General features: G+C 71.7%; 18 protein-coding genes and 2 pseudogenes. 10 read left to right on the top strand and 10 right to left on the bottom strand.

The annotated features are described in order from the left end of the window. The first annotated feature begins 125 nt into the window (after nucleotides 1–125). From ACFYOP_RS22810 to ACFYOP_RS22785, 6 genes and pseudogenes are all read left to right on the top strand, one after another. Nucleotides 126–960 (top strand): annotated as a pseudogene (locus ACFYOP_RS22810) (helix-turn-helix domain-containing protein). Next, nucleotides 942–1,904, top strand: a complete 963-nt coding sequence (locus tag ACFYOP_RS22805) for a slipin family protein (RefSeq protein WP_356893055.1) — start codon at nucleotides 942–944, stop codon at nucleotides 1,902–1,904. Before ACFYOP_RS22810 ends, ACFYOP_RS22805 begins: the two are co-directional and overlap by 19 nt. A 111-nt stretch (nucleotides 1,905–2,015) precedes the next feature. Then, the gene (dnaK, locus tag ACFYOP_RS22800; RefSeq protein ID WP_356893057.1) at nucleotides 2,016–3,896 is read left to right on the top strand and encodes a molecular chaperone DnaK; all 1,881 of its coding nucleotides are present in this window, start codon (nucleotides 2,016–2,018) and stop codon (nucleotides 3,894–3,896) included. Continuing rightward, on the top strand, nucleotides 3,893–4,552 hold the full coding sequence (grpE, locus tag ACFYOP_RS22795; protein WP_356893059.1) for a nucleotide exchange factor GrpE: 660 nt from the start codon (nucleotides 3,893–3,895) through the stop codon (nucleotides 4,550–4,552). The genes dnaK and grpE overlap by 4 nt, the downstream gene beginning before the upstream one ends. Nucleotides 4,553–4,721: 169 nt before the next feature. Then, nucleotides 4,722–4,955, top strand: coding sequence for a hypothetical protein (locus ACFYOP_RS22790; protein ID WP_356893061.1), 234 nt, complete (start codon nucleotides 4,722–4,724; stop codon nucleotides 4,953–4,955). Nucleotides 4,956–5,083: 128 nt separating this feature from the next. Then, nucleotides 5,084–5,305, top strand: a pseudogene (locus ACFYOP_RS22785) (AAA family ATPase); the annotation flags it as partial. 94 nt (nucleotides 5,306–5,399) lie between these two features. Here ACFYOP_RS22785 and ACFYOP_RS22780 read toward each other — a convergent pair. Both ACFYOP_RS22780 and ACFYOP_RS22775 read right to left on the bottom strand, forming a co-directional pair. Continuing rightward, nucleotides 5,400–5,975 (bottom strand): GNAT family N-acetyltransferase, encoded by a 576-nt coding sequence (locus ACFYOP_RS22780; RefSeq protein ID WP_356893063.1) that lies wholly within the window; start codon nucleotides 5,973–5,975, stop codon nucleotides 5,400–5,402. 63 nt (nucleotides 5,976–6,038) lie between these two features. Then, a complete protein-coding gene (locus ACFYOP_RS22775; RefSeq protein WP_356893065.1) occupies nucleotides 6,039–7,211 on the bottom strand; it encodes a cytochrome P450 in 1,173 nt (390 codons plus the stop codon). Nucleotides 7,212–7,299: 88 nt separating this feature from the next. Between ACFYOP_RS22775 and ACFYOP_RS22770 the strand changes: the two genes are divergently transcribed. Continuing rightward, entirely contained in the window at nucleotides 7,300–7,899 is a 600-nt protein-coding gene (locus ACFYOP_RS22770) for a TetR family transcriptional regulator (protein ID WP_356893067.1), read from the top strand. A gap of 39 nt (nucleotides 7,900–7,938) precedes the next feature. Here ACFYOP_RS22770 and ACFYOP_RS22765 read toward each other — a convergent pair whose 3' ends face one another. The 6 genes from ACFYOP_RS22765 to ACFYOP_RS22740 form a co-directional block, all read right to left on the bottom strand. Further along, entirely contained in the window at nucleotides 7,939–8,412 is a 474-nt protein-coding gene (locus ACFYOP_RS22765; RefSeq protein WP_356893069.1) for an SRPBCC family protein, read from the bottom strand. Next, nucleotides 8,409–8,750, bottom strand: coding sequence for a metalloregulator ArsR/SmtB family transcription factor (locus tag ACFYOP_RS22760; RefSeq protein ID WP_356893071.1), 342 nt, complete (start codon nucleotides 8,748–8,750; stop codon nucleotides 8,409–8,411). The genes ACFYOP_RS22765 and ACFYOP_RS22760 overlap by 4 nt, the downstream gene beginning before the upstream one ends. Before the next feature lie 108 nt (nucleotides 8,751–8,858). After that, the gene (locus tag ACFYOP_RS22755; protein WP_356893073.1) at nucleotides 8,859–10,019 is read right to left on the bottom strand and encodes an oxygenase MpaB family protein; all 1,161 of its coding nucleotides are present in this window, start codon (nucleotides 10,017–10,019) and stop codon (nucleotides 8,859–8,861) included. A 94-nt stretch (nucleotides 10,020–10,113) separates the two neighbouring features. Beyond that, the gene (locus tag ACFYOP_RS22750; RefSeq protein WP_356893075.1) at nucleotides 10,114–11,169 is read right to left on the bottom strand and encodes a polyprenyl synthetase family protein; all 1,056 of its coding nucleotides are present in this window, start codon (nucleotides 11,167–11,169) and stop codon (nucleotides 10,114–10,116) included. Nucleotides 11,170–11,209: 40 nt separating this feature from the next. After that, a complete protein-coding gene (locus tag ACFYOP_RS22745) occupies nucleotides 11,210–11,506 on the bottom strand; it encodes a polyprenyl synthetase (protein ID WP_356893077.1) in 297 nt (98 codons plus the stop codon). Nucleotides 11,507–11,768: 262 nt separating this feature from the next. Beyond that, nucleotides 11,769–12,236 (bottom strand): GNAT family N-acetyltransferase, encoded by a 468-nt coding sequence (locus ACFYOP_RS22740; RefSeq protein ID WP_356893079.1) that lies wholly within the window; start codon nucleotides 12,234–12,236, stop codon nucleotides 11,769–11,771. A gap of 318 nt (nucleotides 12,237–12,554) precedes the next feature. Between ACFYOP_RS22740 and ACFYOP_RS22735 the strand changes: the two genes are divergently transcribed. Further along, nucleotides 12,555–12,821, top strand: coding sequence for a hypothetical protein (locus ACFYOP_RS22735; RefSeq protein ID WP_356893081.1), 267 nt, complete (start codon nucleotides 12,555–12,557; stop codon nucleotides 12,819–12,821). A gap of 98 nt (nucleotides 12,822–12,919) precedes the next feature. Then, nucleotides 12,920–14,179 carry an AI-2E family transporter gene (locus ACFYOP_RS22730; RefSeq protein WP_356893083.1) on the top strand — a complete coding sequence of 420 codons (1,260 nt, stop codon included), beginning with the start codon at nucleotides 12,920–12,922 and terminating at the stop codon, nucleotides 14,177–14,179. Nucleotides 14,180–14,302: 123 nt separating this feature from the next. Here ACFYOP_RS22730 and katG read toward each other — a convergent pair whose 3' ends face one another. Further along, nucleotides 14,303–16,534 (bottom strand): catalase/peroxidase HPI, encoded by a 2,232-nt coding sequence (katG, locus tag ACFYOP_RS22725; protein ID WP_356893085.1) that lies wholly within the window; start codon nucleotides 16,532–16,534, stop codon nucleotides 14,303–14,305. A gap of 541 nt (nucleotides 16,535–17,075) precedes the next feature. Between katG and ACFYOP_RS22720 the strand changes: the two genes are divergently transcribed. Then, the gene (locus ACFYOP_RS22720) at nucleotides 17,076–17,486 is read left to right on the top strand and encodes a transcriptional repressor (protein ID WP_356893087.1); all 411 of its coding nucleotides are present in this window, start codon (nucleotides 17,076–17,078) and stop codon (nucleotides 17,484–17,486) included. Nucleotides 17,487–17,561: 75 nt separating this feature from the next. Here the strand turns inward: ACFYOP_RS22720 and ACFYOP_RS22715 are convergent, their stop codons facing one another. Next, on the bottom strand, nucleotides 17,562–18,878 hold the full coding sequence (locus ACFYOP_RS22715; protein WP_356893089.1) for a cytochrome P450: 1,317 nt from the start codon (nucleotides 18,876–18,878) through the stop codon (nucleotides 17,562–17,564). Between the last annotated feature and the right edge of the window lie 146 nt (nucleotides 18,879–19,024).

Raw genomic sequence — 19,024 nt, 5'->3', positions numbered from 1 at the left:
CCCTGCCGCGCGCCGTCCGGCCCGTGTCGGCTCCGCGCCCGCACCCGACCGGACCGGGCACAGGATGTCGGGTCCGCCATGGTGGGCGCTCCGTAGCGTCGTGGTCGTAAGGGAAGGAGACCGGAGTGCTGGAGCGCCTGAACGAGGCGATGGAGTACCTCGAGCAGCGTCTCGACCAGCGCGTCGAGGTAACGGAGCTGGCGCGGATCGCCGTCACGTCGGAGTACCACTTCCGGCGGCTGTTCTCCGCGCCGGCGGGCATGCCGCTGTCGGAGTACGTCCGCCGCCGGCGGCTCACCGTCGCGGGGGCCGAAGTGCTCGACGGGCGGCGGACGTTGCTGGAGATCGCGGTGCGGTACGGCTACGGCTCGGGCGAGTCCTTCGCGCGCGCCTTCCGTGCCGTGCACGGCGTGGGTCCGGGCGAGGCCCGGCGCGACGCTGAACGCGCAGCCCCGGATGTCCTTCCGCCTCGTCGTCGAAGGGAGTACGAGCATGCGGTACCGGGTCGTGGAGAAGGACGAATTCCGGGTGGTGGGCGAGAAAGCACGGGTGCCGCTCGTCCACGAGGGGATGAACCCGGCGATCGTCGCCTTCATGCGCGGCATCGGGGAGGAGACCCGGCAGCGCATGGAGGCGCTGTCGGACCAGGAACCGAGCGGCCCGCTGAACGTCAGCGTCAACATCGACGAGAGCCGTGCGGGGGGGACCGAGCTCGACTACTACCACGGGGTCGCGACCGGGGCCGACGTCCTCGAGGACATGGACAGCCTCACCGTGCCCGCCGGGACGTGGGCGGTGTTCGAGGGCTCGGGCCTCGCCGCGTCGTCGGCGCACCGCGGCCTGCCCCCAGGTCCCGATCCACTGTCCGCCGATCGGGTCAAGGGCTGGCAAAAGGGGTATATCCCGGAAATGGGCCCCTGTTCCTGGAGGAGGTGGCTGTCATGGTGGAGGATCTGCTGACAGCGTTGGCCCTGGCGGGCTCCGGTGTGGTGGCGTACGTGGCGGCTGCCGCCCGGGTGGTGAAGCAGTACGAGCGAGGGGTGGTCCTGCGCTTCGGGCGGCTGCACGGCGGGATACGCATGCCGGGATTCACCATGATCATTCCGGGCGTGGACCGGATGCGCAAAGTGAACATGCAGATCGTGACCATGCCGGTGCCCGCGCAGGACGGCATCACGCGGGACAACGTCACGGTCCGGGTGGACGCGGTCATCTACTTCAAGGTGGTCGACCCGGCCGACGCGATCATCCGGGTCGAGGACTACCGGTTCGCGGTCTCCCAGATGGCGCAGACCTCGCTGCGGTCGATCCTGGGCAAGAGCGATCTCGACGATCTGCTCTCGAACCGGGAGAAGCTCAATGAGGGCCTGGAGCTCATGATGGACAGCCCCGCCGTCGAGTGGGGCGTCACCATCGACCGGGTGGAGATCAAGGACGTCTCCCTGCCGGAGACCATGAAGCGGTCGATGGCCCGGCAGGCCGAGGCGGACCGCGAACGGCGGGCGCGCGTCATCAACGCCGACGCCGAGCTGCAGGCGTCGAAGAAGCTGGCGGAGGCGGCCGGTGCGATGGCCGACGAGCCTGCCGCCCTGCAACTGCGGCTGCTGCAGACCGTCGTGGCGGTCGCCGCCGAGAAGAACTCGACCCTGGTCCTGCCCTTCCCGGTCGAGCTGCTGCGCTTCCTGGAACGGTCCACCCCGCGGGAACGCGATCAGCAGCAGCGCGCCGAGATGCCGGCGGACGCGCTCGGTTCGCTCACGGGCGGGCCGGAGAGGGACCGGACGGAGACGGAGGAGAAGGAGGAGGAGGCCGAAGCGGCGCCCAGGCTGGAGACGCCCGTCGCCGAGCGGCCCGATCCCGTGGCCTCCGGCGGCCGGCTGCCCCTTCAGGGGGAAGGCGGCTGACCGGGACGCGTCCCGGAACCGGTCCTCCGGGGCGCTACTTGACTCCAGGGCACTCAAGTTTTATGTAGGAGGGGACGGCAGATCCGCGGTGGCAACCTTGAGGAGGCGGCCATGGCCCGAGCAGTCGGAATCGATCTGGGAACCACGAACTCCGTGGTCTGTGTCCTGGAGGGCGGTGAACCGGCGGTCATCGCGAACACGGAGGGCGCCAGGACCACACCGTCGGTGGTGGCGTTCGCCAAGAACGGCGACGTGCTCGTCGGTGAGCTCGCCAAGCGCCAGGCGGTGACCAACGTCGACCGCACCGCACGCTCCGTCAAGCGGCACATCGGCGAGACCCAGTGGCGCTTCCCGGAGTCCGGGGACATCGACGGCAAGCAGTACACCACGCAGGAGATCTCGGCCCGGGTCCTGCAGAAGCTGAAGCGTGACGCGGAGGCGTATCTCGGCGAGGATGTCACCGACGCGGTGATCACCGTCCCGGCGTACTTCAACGACAGCCAGCGCACCGCGACGAAGGAGGCCGGTGAGATCGCCGGCCTGAAGGTGCTGCGGATCATCAACGAACCGACCGCGGCCGCCCTGGCGTACGGCCTGGACAAGGAGAACGACCAGACGATCCTCGTCTTCGACCTCGGCGGCGGCACCTTCGACGTCTCGCTGCTGGAGATCGGCGAGGGGCTGGTCGAGGTGAAGGCGACCAACGGCGACACGCACCTCGGCGGTGACGACTGGGACCAGCGGATCGTCGACCATCTGGTCAAGCAGTTCAAGAACGGCCACGGCATCGACCTGTCCAAGGACAGGATGGCGCTCCAGCGTCTGCGCGAGGCCGCGGAGAAGGCCAAGATCGAGCTGTCCTCGTCCACCGAGACCTCGATCAACCTGCCGTACATCACGGCCTCCGCCGAGGGCCCGCTGCACCTGGACGAGAAGCTGACGCGCGCCCAGTTCGAGCAGCTCACGGCCGATCTGCTCGAGCGCTGCAAGGCCCCGTTCCACAACGCGATCAAGGACGCCGGGATCGATGTGACGGCCATCGACCATGTGATCCTGGTCGGCGGCTCGACGCGGATGCCGGCGGTGACCGGACTGGTCAAGGAACTGACCGGCAAGGACCCGCACAAGGGTGTGAACCCGGACGAGGTCGTCGCGATCGGCGCCGCGCTGCAGGCCGGTGTCCTCAAGGGTGAGGTCAAGGACGTCCTGCTCCTGGACGTGACTCCGCTGTCCCTCGGTATCGAGACCAAGGGCGGCATCATGACCAAGCTCATCGAGCGCAACACCACGATCCCGACCAAGCGGTCCGAGATCTTCACGACGGCCGAGGACAACCAGCCGTCCGTGCAGATCCAGGTCTACCAGGGCGAGCGCGAGATCGCGGCGTACAACAAGAAGCTCGGGGTGTTCGAGCTGACCGGTCTGCCGCCGGCCCCCCGCGGCGTCCCGCAGGTCGAGGTCGCCTTCGACATCGACGCCAACGGCATCATGCACGTGACCGCGAAGGACCTCGCCACCGGCAGGGAGCAGAAGATGACCGTCACCGGCGGCTCCTCGCTGCCGAAGCAGGACATCGACCGCATGGTCCGGGAGGCGGAGCAGCACGCGGAGGACGACCGCCGACGCAAGGAGGCAGCGGAGACCCGCAACCAGGCCGAGGGCACCGTCTACCAGACGGAGAAGCTGCTCCAGGACAACCGCGACAAGATCCCCGACGACGTACGGTCCGAGACCGAGGCGGCCCTGGCGGAGGTCAAGGAGAAGCTCAAGGGCGAGGACACCGCCGAGATCCGCGCCGCCACCGAGAAGGCCACCGCGACCGCCCAGCGGATCGGGTCCGCGCTGTACGCCCAGGCGCAGACCGAGGGCGCGGGCGCCGGTACGGCCGGGACGGCGGGCACCGGCCCGGCCTCGGCGGCGGAGGACCGGGACGACCAGGTCGTCGACGCGGAGATCGTGGACGACGACGAGGAGAAGGGAGGCACCGGATGAGCCAGGACCCCGACGTCAGGAACGCATCGGACCGGCGGCCACCCGTCGTGATCCGCGACCGCCGCAGGATCGACCCGGTCACCCTCCAGCCGCGCCGCCCGGCCGAGCCAGCCGCGCCCCCGCCGCACGAGGCGCCGGCCGGGCGGGGAACCCACGCGCCCGGCGGGCCGGAATCCGCCGAACTGCGGCGTGCGCGGACCGAGTCGGCCGGGCTGCGCCGGGCGAACGCCGAACTGACGGCCGATCTGCAACGCGTGAAGGCCGAGTACGACAACTACCGCAAGCGCGTGCGGCGGGACCGGCTGGCGATCCGGGAGATCGCCGTGACCAATGTCCTGGCAGGGCTGCTTCCCGTCCTCGACGCGTTCGAAGGGGCGCGCAAGCAGGGACCCGACGGCGGAATCGACGCGGTGGCCGAGGTGTTCGACGAACAACTGGGGGCGCTCGGCCTGCGTACGGTCGGAGAACCGGGGGAGCCCTTCGATCCGCGGACCCACGAAGCGCTTGCCTACGCATCGTCCGACGACGCGGCCCAGGCCGTCTGCACGGAGGTGTTCCGGCACGGATACCGCGTCGGGGACCATCTCCTGCGTCCCGCCCAGGTCTCCGTGACCGGCCCGCCGGCCGCGGACACGGCGCTGCGGGAGAGCCTTTGAACCGGCGCAGAGGAGGCAGGACACAGCCGTTGGTGTGAACGGCCCGGCCGCCCAGCGCCGCTGCTCCGGCCGGGCCCCGCCACGCCGCTACGGTCGGGACTGTCCCGGGGTGGAGCGCCGGCCGGGTGCGGGCGCCACCCGATCCACGACACCGAAAGGCGGGTCCAGCATGGCCAGCACCACCGAAACCGGCGGGGTCACAGGTACCAAGGACAAGGACTACAACCTGATCTGGTACGTCGAGAGCTGCCTGAACAACGCCCTGCGGCTGGAGACGTACATCCAGGACGCGGACCGCGACGGCGACAGCGACGTCGCCGAGCTGTTCCGCAAGGCCCAGGCCGACAGCCGCAAGGGCGCCGAGATGGGCAAGCAGCTGCTGCGTACCCGCATCGGCGGCTGACCGGCCCCTGGCGCCCGGCGGCGGGAGCGCGACGCACCCCACGGCCGCGTCACCGGCGAGCGGCGCGCCGTGGGGGCGCGGTGGCGGGCGGGTCGGCCACCGTACCGGAGGGACAGGAGCGGGACGCGATGGCCGTGGACGGACGCGGGCTCGAAGTCGCGGTGCTGGTAGGGCTGCAGGCCGCGGGCAAGTCGACCTTCTACCGGCAGCGGCTCGCCACCGACCACGCCCTGGTGAGCAAGGACCTGTTCCCCCGCACGGCCAGGAACAAGCAGCGGCGGCAGATGCGCCTCGTGGCGGATGCCCTGACCGCGGGGAAACCGGTGGCCGTGGACAACACCAACCCGTCCCCAAAGGAGTGGGGGCCGCTGATCGAGGTGGGCCACGAGCTGGGGGCCACGGTGGCGGCGGCCCGGCGCCCCGGGCCGCCGCCCGGTGGGTGTCTCAGCCGGTGCGGCGCGACATCCGCTCCTCCCAGCCGCTCTTCGTCAGCGCGTACTCGACCTCGCCGTGCTCGGAGCCGGGGATGGTTTCCGGCCAGTCCTCGAAATAGGTGCGGACATACGCCAGCCCCGACTTCTCCATCACCCGCCGTGAACCGGCGTTGACCGCCATCGTGCTCGCGGTCACCCGCTCGACGCCCAGCTCGGTGAACCCCTCGCGGATCAGGGCCCGCGAGCCCTCCGTGGCGTATCCGTGGCCCCACGCCGCCCGGCGCAGACGGTAGCCGAGCTCGACCACCGCCGGACTGTCGTCGTCCAGAGGGCGGAGTTCGAACCAGCCGAGAAACGTCTGCGTGTCCCTGGTCTCCGCGGCCCAGAAACCGCGGGTCCCGGTGCATGGATGGCGGTGGAGGAGGCGTGGCAGTTGCACGGTGCGGACGGCGTCCCGGGGCGTGGGGCGACCGCCGTTGATGTACCGCATCACCTCGGGATCACTGTCCAGGTCGACCAGCCGGTCCGTGTCGTCGGCGGTGAACGGCCGCAGCGCCATCCGCTCGGTTCGCAGGAAGAAGCCCATGGCGTGATCCTCGGCGCCGCCGAGGCCGTCCCGCCACCGAATATCCCGGTGCCGGTCCCGCGGTCACCACACGACGGGCAGGGCGACGATGCCGCCCGTGAGAGTGTCCTTCCGCACGGTGAGGTCGTCGACGTCCACGGCGAGTCGCATGTCGGGGAACCTGTCGAGGAGTTGCGCGAAGGCGACCTGCAGTTCCGTACGGGCCAGCGGTGCGCCGACGCAGTAGCGGGCGCCGTGCCCGAAGGTGAGGTGGGACGCCGCCGCGGGGCGGGCGACGTCGAACCGGTCCGGGTCCTCGAACACGGCGGCGTCATGATTGGCGGCGCCGTTGTCGAGCATCACGAGGCTGCCGGCCGGGGCGGTGACACCGCCGATCTCCAGGTCGGTGCGCGCGTAGCGCGGTATGCCGCCGCCGCCCTTGGCCGGTGCGCGCAGGATCTCCTCCACCGCCCCCGGGACGAGCGAAGCATCCTCGGTCAGCGCCTGCCACTGGCTCCGGTCGCTGAGCAGGAGCACGGCGCCCAGGCCGAGTTGGACGACGGTGGTCTCGTGGCCGGCGAACAGCAGGGCCATCGACAGCATGGCGATCTCGTCGTCGCCGACGCCGTCGGTCGCGCAGAGCCGGGAGATCACGTCCTCACCCGGCGTACGGCGCTTGGCGGCGACGAGGCTCTGGCCGTACGCGAAGAGGTCTCCCAGCCCTTGTTCGGACCGGGCCCTGTCGTTGATGTCCGCCGCGGCCCGCGTCCAGGCGCGGAACCGTTCCCGGTCCTCGTAGGGGACTCCGAGCAGTTCGCAGATCGCCAGGATCGGCAGGGGCAGGGCCAGATGCGTATGGAGGTCGGCGGGCTGCGGCTGTCGCGCGAGGTCGTCGAGCAGCTCCGCGGTCAGCGCCTCGACGCGGTGGCGGAAGGCTCGCATCAGGCGTGGGGAGAAATGGGGCTGCAGCAGGGAGCGCATCCGCCGGTGGTCGGTCTCCTCGGTCGTGTGGTCGCCCAGCGGGCCGCCGAACAGGGCCGACTCGCTGGATCGGGCCGCGTGTTCGGGATCGGGGTGGGAGCGCCCGAGCCGGTCGTCGTCGAGCAGGGCGCGTACGTCGTCGTAGCGGGTGACCAGCCATGCCTCGTCCCCCACCCGGGTGCGGACCCTGTGCACCGGGCCCTCGGCCTGGAGCCGGCGCAGCAGCGGGGGCGCCTGGAGGGGGCCGGGCTGGTCGAAGGGCAGTTGGGCGGTCATGGGAGACTCCCTCGTAGACGCAGATTTGTATACGCGGACTTAAACAAGCGTAGTTGTATACTTGCACGTAAACAAGAGAGGTGGGGTCATGGCAGCCGCCGACAACGAGGCCGCCGCGGCCGGGCCCGTGAAGCGGATGAAGCGGGCGGAGCGGCGAGAGCAGATCCTCGACGCCGCGACGCGCGCCTTCGCCCGCGCGGGCTTCGCGAGCACGGGCCTGGACGACGTCGCGGCGGAGGCGGGCATCACACGCGTGCTGCTCTACCGGCACTTCGAGTCGAAGGCCGACATGTACCGGGCGGCCCTGGACCGGGCCTGCGAGCGGGTGGCGGGCACGGTGGGGACGGACGACTTCGACGGCTCGTCCATCCCCGCGCTCATCGGCGCGGCCGACTCCGACGCGGACGCCTTCCGGCTGCTGTTCAGCCACGCCGCCCGTGAGCCGGAGTTCCGCGACCTGGTGGACAGCATCACGGAGGCCTCGGCCGAGGTCGCCCGGCGCAACCTGGCGCAGCTCATCCCCGAGGGGCCGTGGCTGGACTGGGCGGCGCGGGTGATCCCGGCGTTCACCGTGGAGGCGGTCATCGGCTGGCTGGACGCCGGCCGGCCGGACGACCCGCAGCGTGCCGCGGCGCGCATCAGCCGCGCCGTGGACGGCATCGTGGAGGCTGCCCGGGCGTCGGCGTGACCGCGGGGGCGCGCCGTCGTCCGGGTGTGGAGCTCTTGATCAGCCGGTGAGTGCGGCGAACCGGTTCAGCGTGCCCGCCCAGCCGCCGGGGGAGCCGAAGACCTGGCGCATCATGCCGGCCTGCTCGCCGTAGCGCTCCAGATGGCGGTGGGCGAGCTCGAGACGGGTCCGCCCCGCGGCCTCCTCGACGAAGTCCACCTCGACCTCGGTGACCAGCGACGGGTCGTACGTCCACCGGGCGTTGATCTGCCACAGCAGCACCAGGCGGCCGGGCGGCGACCACTGGGCCACCCTGCCCCACTCGCACTCGCTGCCGTCCACGCCGCGCTCGAACCAGCGCCCGCCCTCGCGCGGCTCCACGACGACCTCGGCGATCTCGGCGGAGCCGATCGAGTGCTCCGACGGCCAGAACTCCGTCATCCGGCCGGTGAACAGTTCGAACGCCTTCTCCGCGGCGAGCGGCACACTCACCGAACGGCGCACCACGACTTCGGTGGTCGGCTGGGATGTCATGTCGGATCTCCTTGCGCAGAGGCCGCGTCCGAAGCCGCTTCCGCCTCGGCGAGCGCGGCGAAGTTGTCCAGCGTCGTCGACCACAGGCCGTCGAGATAGCCGCGCAGCGCGTCGAGGCCCGCCGGGTTGATCCGGTACAGGCGGCGGGTGCCCGCCGACGTCTCGGTGACCAGCTCTGCCTGCTTGAGCACGCGCAGATGCTGGGAGACGGCCGGCCGCGAGATGGGCAGCCGGTCCGCCAGCACCCCCACGGGCACCGGGCCGTCGACGAGCCGCTCGAGGATCGCGCGCCGTGACGCGTCGCCCAGAGCATCGAGCGCAGTTGCAGCGGAAGCCATATCCGTAAGTCTGCGCTTACTGAAGCCGGGAGTCAACCGTAAGTGTCGACTTACGGTCCCGACGCGGAGCCGGTGATCTCCGGTGACGGCACTCGCGGGCCCCGGACCTCAGGAGACGGTCGCCGGGGGCGGCGTCCAGCGATGGGTGCGCGGAACCGCGCCGGAGACGCCGTAGTCCTTCTTGAGCTGCTCGGGGATGGCGTAGTGCATGACACGGCCGCGGGTGAGCGTGGACAGTTCGAACATGGTCGTGAGATGGCCCAGCCGGTCCAGGGCCCAGGCCCCCAGAGGTGAGCCGTCCTCGATGCTCTCCAGCACACCGAGCAGACCGGGCGCGGCCTTGACGACGGTGTCCCAGGCCGTGCGGGGGACTTCGAGCCAGTCGGCGCAGGTGTCGCCGACGAGATGGCGGATCAGGGCGGAGACGACGGGGTCGAAGAAGGTACCGGGGACGACTTCCTCGTACAGGTCGATCAGCCGGCGGGTCAGCTGCGCGCCCTCAAGGGAGGGGCCCATGTGCCGCAGCATGTACAGGTCCAGGAACCGGCGGGCCTCGGCGAGGTCCTTCGGTACGGCCTCCTGGTCGACGCCGAGCATCGCGCCGACGACGCGCCACGCGTAGAAGTAGGCCTCCGCGCCCTCGGCGGACATGTGGATGCCGAGGCGGTGCAGGCTGTCCAGGACGAGCATGGAGAAGAACATCTGCCCGCCGATCACGTCCTCCTGACAGATCGGCACACCGAGCGCGCCGGTGTCCCAGCGGTTCTCGCGCTTCAGGTGGTGGCGGATGGAGGCGTGCAGCAGACGGACCTTCTGCGCTGCGGGGATGAAACGGCTGCCGGCCTCGAAGGCGTCGGGCTGCATCAGATAGACGGTGAACTGTCCCGTCTCCGCCATCCGCCTGGAGGGGTAGCTCAGTCCGTGCGTGGCCGACAGCAGTTTCGCCACATGCGGCACGACGTAGCAGGCGGGCATGGCCGCGAACGACAGAGCGGTGGAGATGTGCACATTGTTGTCGACGAAGAACAGCCGGGCCTGCTCCATCTCGTTCCAGTCGACCCAGGACGGCGGGGCGCCGGTCGCGTGGAGGTACTCGCGGGCCACCTCGGGCAGGCCCTGGGGGAGCTCCTGTCCGACGGTGGAGACGTAGCGCATCAGGGAGTTGAACGTGCCGACCTCGCCGCGTTCGAACAAGGTGGCCACGACGGCGTCGGCGAGCTCGTCACCGCTGTGGCGCAGGGCGTCCATCGACGCCTCGGTGTAGGTCATCGCATCTCCTTCGGGGCGGCCGGGCACACAGGCCGGCGTGGAGTGAAGCCGGCCGACCGGCTTCACGGTGCCGGTCGCGCACGGTGGGGTGGGTTCAGTGGCGGCGGTCGGCCACCTGGCGGGCCAGCTCGCCCAGGGCCCGCCGCGCCTGGGGTGGCAGGTCGATGCCGTCCAGGGCGCGGGCGGCCTGCTCCACCCGCGCGTGGATCATCTCCTCGACCCGGTCGGGCGACTTCAGCCGCACCATCAGCTCACGGACGCGGTCCAGGTGTGTGCCGTCCAGGTCGCGCCGGCCCAGTACGAGGCCCAGTTGCCGGCGCTGTGCGGTGTCGGCGGCCTTCCACGTCTCGGCGAGCAGCGCGGTGGGCCGGTGCGTGCGCAGGTCGTCCAGGTTCGCCTTGCCGGTGCGCTCGGGGTCGCCGAAGAGACCGAGCAGGTCGTCGCGCAGCTGGAACGCCTCACCGAGCGGCAGTCCGTAGGCGGAGAGCCCCTCCCGCAGGTCGGGGGCGGCGCCGGCCAGCAGGCCGCCGATGAGCAGGGGCTGCTCGACGGTGTACTTGGCGGTCTTGTACCGGACGACCTTCAGCGAGGCGCCGGTGTCCGGAGGGCTGCCGGTACGCAGAATCTCCAGGCACTCGCCGGCTACCAGGTCACGGGTGAGAGCGGCCCACAACGCGCGGGCGCGGGCGAGATAGGCGGAGGGCAGGCCACTGGTGGCGAACAACTGCCCTGCCAGGCCGATCAGATGGTCGCCGACCAGTAACGCCAGGGAGCGCGCCGCCGCGGGGCGGACCTCGGGCCGGCCGCACAGGGCCGCCTCCAGGGCGACGTGTGCGGTGGGCAGACCGTGCCGCAGCGGGCTGTCGTCGATGAGGTCGTCGTGGACGATCGCCGCGGCGTGCACCAGCTCCATCGAGGCCGCGGCTCGTACCAGGGCTTCGCTGTCGGGCTGGCCGGCCGCCCGCCAGCCCCAGTAGCAGAAGGCCGCCCGCAGTCGCTTGCCGTGGCCGGCCGCGCCCTGCAACTGCGCGGCCACCGGCTTCAGATCGGGGTCGACGGCCAGCAACTGGTCCGCCTCCTCGGCCAGGAAGTCCCGGAGCACGTCGTCGATGCGCGACCTGAACGCGTCCGGCTCCCACCGGTCGGACATCCCCCGGCGGTCGGGGACCCGTCCGTCGGACGCCCATCGGTCAGGCATCGCCGCTGTCGGCGGTCTGGAAAGCGGTCTGCCGTGCCACCACGAGCCGGGCGAGCACTTCGAGGTGTGCGGGCGGCACACTCGCGTACCGGTCCAGTACGATCCGGCCACGCGCCTCGAGGTCCTGCTCCACATCGCGTGCCAGGTCGGCGGTGTCCGAGCGGCGCAGCAGTCCACGCAGCGTGCCCGCCGCCGACCCGATCGTGCTCAGCGCCAGATCGGCCAGCCCGGCGGCCACCAGTACGGCGCGTTCGTCCAGACCCCGGTCCTGTTGCTTCGTGTGAGTCATGCACCTGCCCTCCGAGAGCGATCCCCGGCCGTGGTGCGCGGCGTCACCGTGCGGCCAGTCCGATCATGCGGGCGGTGAGGAGCCGGGGAGCACGGAATACCCCATTGGGCTAGCGCGCGAACGGGTGTCCGGTTCCGGCTCCCCGGAGCCGTTGCGCGGACACGCCCGGGTCACCCGCTCCGGCGGGAGCAGGACGGCTGCTCGCACGGACCCTTGCCGTGCGCGTCCCCGTACGGCCCCGACAGCACCCTCGCCTGCCGGATCAGGCGACGGCCCGCCGGAAGATCTGGCGCGAACCGCCTTCCGGTCCCGGCTCCGTGGCCTCGGCAGGGGTGAAGCCGAGACGCTCGTAGAAGTCGCGTGCACCACTGGCGACGGCGCCCGGATGGCCGGCGCCGAAGGTGACCACCTCGACGGTGGCGGGCCCGCGCACCCACCTCCGCAGGGAGTCCGCCATCAGGGCCTGCCCGATGCCCTGGCCCCGCGCCGACTCGCAGACCACGAGCCAGTGGACGTGGTAGGTCGGCGCCTCGGCCCCGAACAGCAGCCCGCCGAGGGGCTCCGGCCGGCCGGGGGAGAATGCGACGAGCGCCATGGACCGGCGTATGTGCTCCCGCACGGCGTCATGGAAGCCGGCGTCCTCCACCATCGGACCGAACCAGTGCTCGACCTGGGCGGCCAGGCCCAGGAAGCCGGGGAAGTCCTGCTCTTCGGCTGTTCTGACGATCATCCGAGCAGTCTGGCAGAGCCGGGATCCGGGCGGATCCGGCCGGGTTGCGCGCCCTCGTCACCCGCGAGGCGTGTCTCGGCCCGTCGACCGTCATCGCGCAGGGCTTCCCGGACTCCGGGACGGCGCCAACCTGGCCTCGGCGGCAAGCAGGTCTCCGGGCGCCCGGGCCGGTTGCGGACCGTACGGGCACGGCCTCCGACAACAACACCCCGTATCCGCAACCATCGTGGAAAATGGCGCGTCTTCGACGTACCGACCGCGCACGCGATCGGTACGAAGCGGACAAAGGGGGGACCTGCGGTGAAGGGAATCCAGGAGGTGTCTGAGACGGGGAGCGGGGTGGCGGCCGCGCTCGCGCCGGCGTCGGGCGCGGTGGGGTGCCAGCCCGCGGAAGACGGCGCGGACGGGCCGCGGTCGAAGGGGCCGAAGCCTGCCGCCTCTTTGAAAACACCCGGCAGTGACTCGGGCAAGGGCGAGGGCCCCGATCCGGCGGCCGTGGTGACGCTCAGACGGACCGCCGACTACCGGGTCATGGAGCCCGCCATGGTCGAGGTCCGCCACAGCGACGCCCCGTACACGCCGTAGGACGGCCGGACACCGGCGGTACGGGGCGCCGGCGGGGCCCCCGTACGCCGTGGGTGGCCGGACATGGGTGGGACTGAAGTATGAATAGGGTGAACTCCATGTCTGCCACGTTGAGTTCCACGAGAACACGCGCCGCGCTCCGCGCGTCGGCGCGTGTCTCCGTCGAGTTGTTGCTGGTCCTGGTGGCGGCCGGGGTTGTCCTCTGGCTTCTCGGCCGGATGTGGCCGGTCGTGTGGCCGCTCGTCGTGGCGTTGTTCCTCACGACGCTGACCTGGCCCCTGGCCCGCTTCCTGCGCGGGCACGGATGGCCTCCCGCGCTGGCCGCCGCGGTGGTGACCCTGCTCTTCCTCTCCGTCACCGCGGGCATCGTGGCGCTGATCGCGGTGCCGGTGGCCTCCCAGTCCGGCGAGCTCGCCCACGGTGTGGTGGCAGGCATCCAGCAGCTGCGCGAGTGGGCCGCCGGACCGCCGCTGAACATCGGCGACGACCAGATCACCGGGGCGCTCGACAGCGCGACCGCCCGCGTCCAGGACAGCGTCGGCAGCATGGTCACCACGGTCGTCTCGGGAGTGGGCACCGTGTTCAGCGGTGTGGTCACCGCCGTCCTGGCGCTCTTCCTGATGTTCTTCTTCCTCAAGGACGGCCCGCGGTTCCTGCCGTGGCTGGCCCGTCAGCTCCCCGGCCGGCTCGCCGCCGACATCCCGGCCGTGGCCGCGCGCAGTTGGGACACCCTGGGCGCGTTCGTGCGGTCCCAGGCGTTCGTCGGCCTGCTCGACGCCGTCTTCATCGGCCTCGGGCTGTGGATCCTGGACGTCCCGCTGGTGCTTCCGCTGGCGGTGCTGACCTTCGTGTCCGCGTTCGTGCCGATCGTGGGCGCCCTGTTCGCCGGTCTGGTCGCGGTGCTCATCGCACTGGTGTCGAACGGACTGACGGACGCGCTGCTCGTGCTGGCGATCATCGTCGTGGTGCAGCAGCTCGAGGGCAATGTGTTCCAGCCCATGATCCAGAGCCGCGGGCTGGGCCTGCACGCGGCGGTGATCCTGCTGGCGGTGACGTTGGGCGGGAGCCTGGCCGGCGTCGTGGGCAGCCTGCTGGCCGTACCGGTCGCCGCGCTGATCGCGGTGGTCTGGAACTATCTGCGCGAGCAGCTGACCGACCCGCCGCGGGAGCCCGAGCCCGAGGAGCCCGCGAGCGGCCGGCCCGAGCCCGGCGCGCCGGAGCCCGACGCGTCCGGGCCCGCGTCCGGCGAACCCGCGTCCGGCGAACCGGAGAGCGATCGGCCCGAGAGGGACGAGGCGGGGAGCGGTCGGCCGGAGGGCGGTGAGCCGCACACCGACACCGCCGCCGTCCCGTCGTAGCGCCGGCATGTCGCAGTACGAGCACTGACGAAGCAACGGCGGGGCGGGGCCGCGAGATCGCGGCCCCGCCCCGCCGAAGACGTCCCGGGCCGGCCGGTTCCCCGCCCGGCCCGGACCTCACGATCAGGCGAGGTCGAACCGGTCCAGGTTCATGACCTTGTCCCACGCCGCGACGAAGTCGTTGACGAACTTCTCCTTCGCGTCGTCGCTCGCGTAGACCTCCGCGAGGGCCCGCAGCTCCGAGTTCGACCCGAAGACCAGGTCGGCCCGGGTGCCGGTCCACTTGACCCGGCCCGTGTCGTCGCGGCCCTCGAAGGTGTTCGCGTCCTCGGACGTCGCCTGCCACGTCGTGCCCAGGTCGAGCAGGTTGACGAAGAAGTCGTTGGTCAGCGTCCCGGGGGACTCGGTGAAGACGCCGAGCGGCGACTGCTGGAGGTTCGCGCCCAGCACGCGCAGACCGCCGACGAGGACCGTCATCTCGGGGGCGCTGAGGGTCAGCAGGTTCGCCCGGTCGAGCAGCAGGTACTCGGCCGGCAGCCGGTTGCCCTTTCCGAGGTAGTTGCGGAACCCGTCCGCGGTCGGCTCCAGCGCGGCGAACGACTCCACGTCGGTCTGCTCCTGCGTCGCGTCCACGCGGCCCGGCGTGAACGGCACCCGGACGTCGAAGCCGGCGTCCTTGGCGGCCTGCTCGACGGCGGCGACGCCGGCGAGCACGATCAGGTCGGCGAGCGAGATCCGCTTGCCCCCGGTCTGCGCGGAGTTGAACGACTCCTGGACGCCCTCCAGGGTGCGCAGCACCGTCGCGAGCCGGTCGGGCTCGTTGACCTCCCAGCCGTTCTGCGGCTGGAGGCGGATGCGCGCGCCGTCGGCGCCGCCGCGCTTGTCGCTGCCGCGGAAGGACGACGCCGACGCCCAGGCGGTGGACACGAGCTGCGACACCGTCAGGTCGGTGGCGAGGACGCGGCTCTTGAGGTCGGCGATGTCGCCGGCGTCGACGAGCTCGTGCGTGACCTCGGGCAGCGGGTCCTGCCACAGCTGGGTCTCGCTCGGGACCTCCGGGCCGAGGTAGCGCACGATCGGGCCCATGTCGCGGTGGGTGAGCTTGAACCACGCCCGGGCGAAGGCGTCCGCGAACTCGTCGGGGTTCTCGAGGAAGCGCCGCGAGATCTGCTCGTACGCCGGGTCGACGCGGAGCGACAGGTCGGTCGTCAGCATCGTCGGGGCGTGGGTCTTCGACGGGTCGTGGGCGTCGGGAACGGTGCCCGCGCCGCCGCCGTCCTTCGGCCGCCACTGGTGCGCGCCGGCGGGGCTCTTGAACAGCTCCCACTCGTGGCCGAACAGGATCTCGAAGAAGCTGTTGTCCCAGGTGGTCGGGGTGTTCGTCCAGATTCCCTCGAGACCGCTGGTGATCGTGTCACCGCCCTTGCCGGTGCCGTGGCTGTTCCGCCAGCCGAGGCCCTGCTCCTCGAGCGGGGCGGCCTCGGGAGCGGGGCCGACGGCGTCGGCCGGGCCCGCGCCGTGGGCCTTGCCGAAGGTGTGACCGCCGGCGATGAGGGCGACCGTCTCCTCGTCGTTCATGGCCATCCGGCGGAACGTCTCACGGATGTCGCGGGCCGCGGCCAGCGGGTCCGGATTGCCGTTCGGTCCCTCGGGGTTGACGTAGATGAGACCCATCTGCACGGCGCCGAGCGGGCTCTCCAGCTCCCGGTCGCCGGTGTAGCGCTCGTCGCCGAGCCACGTCGACTCGGGGCCCCAGTACACGTCCTCCTCGGGCTCCCACACGTCCTCACGGCCGCCGGCGAAGCCGAAGGTCTCGAAGCCCATCGACTCCAGGGCGACGTTGCCGGCGAGGATCATCAGGTCGGCCCAGGACAGCGCCCGGCCGTACTTCTTCTTGACCGGCCACAGCAGACGGCGGGCCTTGTCGAGGTTTCCGTTGTCCGGCCAGCTGTTGAGCGGGGCGAAGCGCTGCTGGCCCGCACCGGCGCCGCCGCGGCCGTCGCTTATCCGGTAGGTGCCCGCGCTGTGCCAGGCCATCCGGACCATGAACGGGCCGTAGTGGCCGAAGTCGGCGGGCCACCAGTCCTGGGAGGTCGTCAGCACCTCCGCGATGTCCCGCTTCACGGCCGGGAGGTCGAGGGACTGGAACGCCGCGGCGTAGTCGAACTCCTCGCCGAGCGGGTTCGCCACGGCCGGGTTCTTGGCGAGAATCTTCAGGTTGAGCCGCTCCGACCACCACTGGCGGTTTCCGCCGCCCTGGGTCGGGTGCGGGGCGCGCCCGTGCGCGACCGGGCAGCCGCCCCCTCCGCCCTCCGTCTTCGGGTCTGTGACGATTGCATCCGGGTTCTCGGACATGGGAATCCTTTCGAGCGGGGCGGGATCGTAATGCTCGGCAATCACCGGCGGTGGAACGGTCGGGGCCCGTGAGCCCCTTGAGGGGCCCGGCTTGCCCGACCGGTCCGACGTGGCGTGGGGCGCCCCTCACAGGGAGGGGGTACGGCTTCCTCGCGGAGAGGGGGTACGGCTCTCTGCGCGGGGGGCGGGGGCGGAGGGCTTCGACGTCGGTCCGCGGCGACGCACCGCGTGCGCGACGGACAGCGACACCGGGGCGACCACGCCGACGCGGAGTGGTCCCGGCTCGCAGGGCCGTCGGCGGCATGACGTGAACGGCCGTCAGCCGCGGTCCCGCAACGCCGTGCGACTGCTCGGCGGTGGTCCTGTCATGTCTCAGTCTCCTGCCGTACTGAAGGCTCCGGTGCCCTTGGCCATTGCCGGAACCGATCCTACGATGGACACAGTCCAGGTCAAGAAGTTTCCGCGTTTCATATCCCATCGGGATCCGGACACCGGCCGGTAAACTTCGGGTATTCCGCCGAGCCTGAAGAGGTGAACCGATATGAGTGACCTGCTGCAGCGACTGCGAGGACGCGGCTGGCGGGTGACCTCCCAGCGGCGCGTCGTCGCGGAGGTCCTCGACGGCGACCACGTACATCTCACCGCCGACGAGGTGCACGCCCGCGCGGCGCGGCTGCTTCCCGAGATCTCCCGGGCGACCGTCTACAACACCCTGGGCGAACTGGTCTCGCTCGGTGAGGTCCTGGAGGTTCCGACCGACGGTCGCGCCAAGCGCTACGACCCCAACGCGCACCGGCCGCACCACCACCTGATCTGCTCCCGCTGCGGCACCATCCGGGACGTCCACCCGGCCGGCGATCCGCTCGCCGACCTCCCGGCGGATGAGCGGTTCGGCTTCACGGTGTCGGAGGCCGAGATCACCTACCGGGGCGTCTGCTCCTCCTGCGCCTGACGCCGCGGCCTTCGGTCGGCGGACCGCCCGGGGGCCCGAGGAGCAGCGCGGCCGCGGACAGTTTCACCGGCGGCTTCACCGACCGGGCTGCCGCTCCACCATGACCTCCAGGGGCGCCCGGAAGGACAACAGGCCGAGCATCGGCGGTCGTGCCCCTTCCGGCGTGAGCCGCACCTCCGGCAGCCGGCGGGCCGCCGCCCGCAGGGCGATCGCCGCCTCCGTACGTGCCAACGACGCGCCCGGACAGCGGTGCCGGCCGGCGCCGAACGCCAGGTGGTGGCGGACGTTCGGCCGCTGCGGGCACATCCGCTCCGGGTCGTCGAACACCGCCGGGTCCGAACCGCTGCCCATCAGCATGAGGAGCAGCGGCGCGCCCGCCGGAAGTCGCCTGCTCGCCAGTTCCACCGGCCGTGCCGTGACCCGGCGCCAGGTGGTCACCGGCGGCTCGCGCCGCAGCACCTCCTCCACCCACGCCTCGGCCAGGCCCGGTTCGTGCGCCGGGCGCGGCCAGAGTCCCGGCTCGCCGAGCGCGCTGCGCAGCACGGTGGCGATCAGCTGGCCGGTGGTGGACTGCCCGGCGATGAAGACGAAGAAGCAGGCACTGACCGCGGTCGCCGTGTCCAGCGTTTCTCCGTCGGGCAGCCGGTGGCGGGAGAGCGCGCCGACGAACGAGTCCGGTGAGGACGTGGCGGCGGAAGCGCGTACGGTCTCCGTCAGCCATTGGTGGAACTCGCCGACGAGACGGGCGAGTTCCAGCTGCCGCTCGGCCGAGGGCCGGCCCCAGAACAGCTCCAGCGACGCGTCGCTCCAGCGGATCAGCGTGTCCGGCGTGACGCCCCGGATGCCGAGCAGTTCCATCAGCACCCGGCACGGCAGGATCTGGGCGTAGGCGGCGAAGAGGTCGCAGCGCGCGTCGGCGCCGACCCGGTCCCGCGCCGCGTCCAGCAACTCCTCGGCGCAGCGCTCGATCACCGGCACGGCGGCCTCGACCCGCCGGGCGTTGAAGAACCGGTTGACCAGCCGGCGCAGCCCGGCGTGACTTTCGGTGCCGTTGTTGGCCAGCGCGGGCGGGAGGGTGAAGCCGGCTCTCGCGAGCGTCCGCAGCACGGCGACGGGCAGTGGGGCGACCGCGTGCTGCGCGTTGTCGGGCAGAAAGGCGGCGGGGTCGGACAACACCCGGCGCACGTCCTGGTGGCGGCTGACCAGCCACAGTCCCGTCGCCGCATCCTGGTGCACGGGCGCCTCGGCGCGCAGGGCGTCCAGCCACGGGTGCGGATCGCGTACGAAATCCTCGCCGAGCAGGTCGAAGCCGCTCCCGGCAGGCACGTCGGCCACCCCGGGCTCCGCCACGGCGGTGTCCGAGGTCCGCGCGTGCGGGGCCGGAAGAGTCACGCGCGGACGCTAACACGCGCCGTGCGGCGTCCTCGCCCGCATGTGCCCGGCGTCACGCACCGGGCCGCACCGGCGCGGTATCCGTCCGTCCCGCACCCGCCGGTCATTGGCGCGAGCGGAGGGGAACGCGCGTGAGCCGCGTCTCA

The sequence above is a fragment of the Streptomyces sp. NPDC006294 genome, from assembly GCF_042870895.1.
GTDB lineage: Bacteria > Actinomycetota > Actinomycetes > Streptomycetales > Streptomycetaceae > Streptomyces.
Note: the sequence above shows the minus strand (reverse complement) of the source record. Positions and strands in the feature narration are given on the sequence as shown.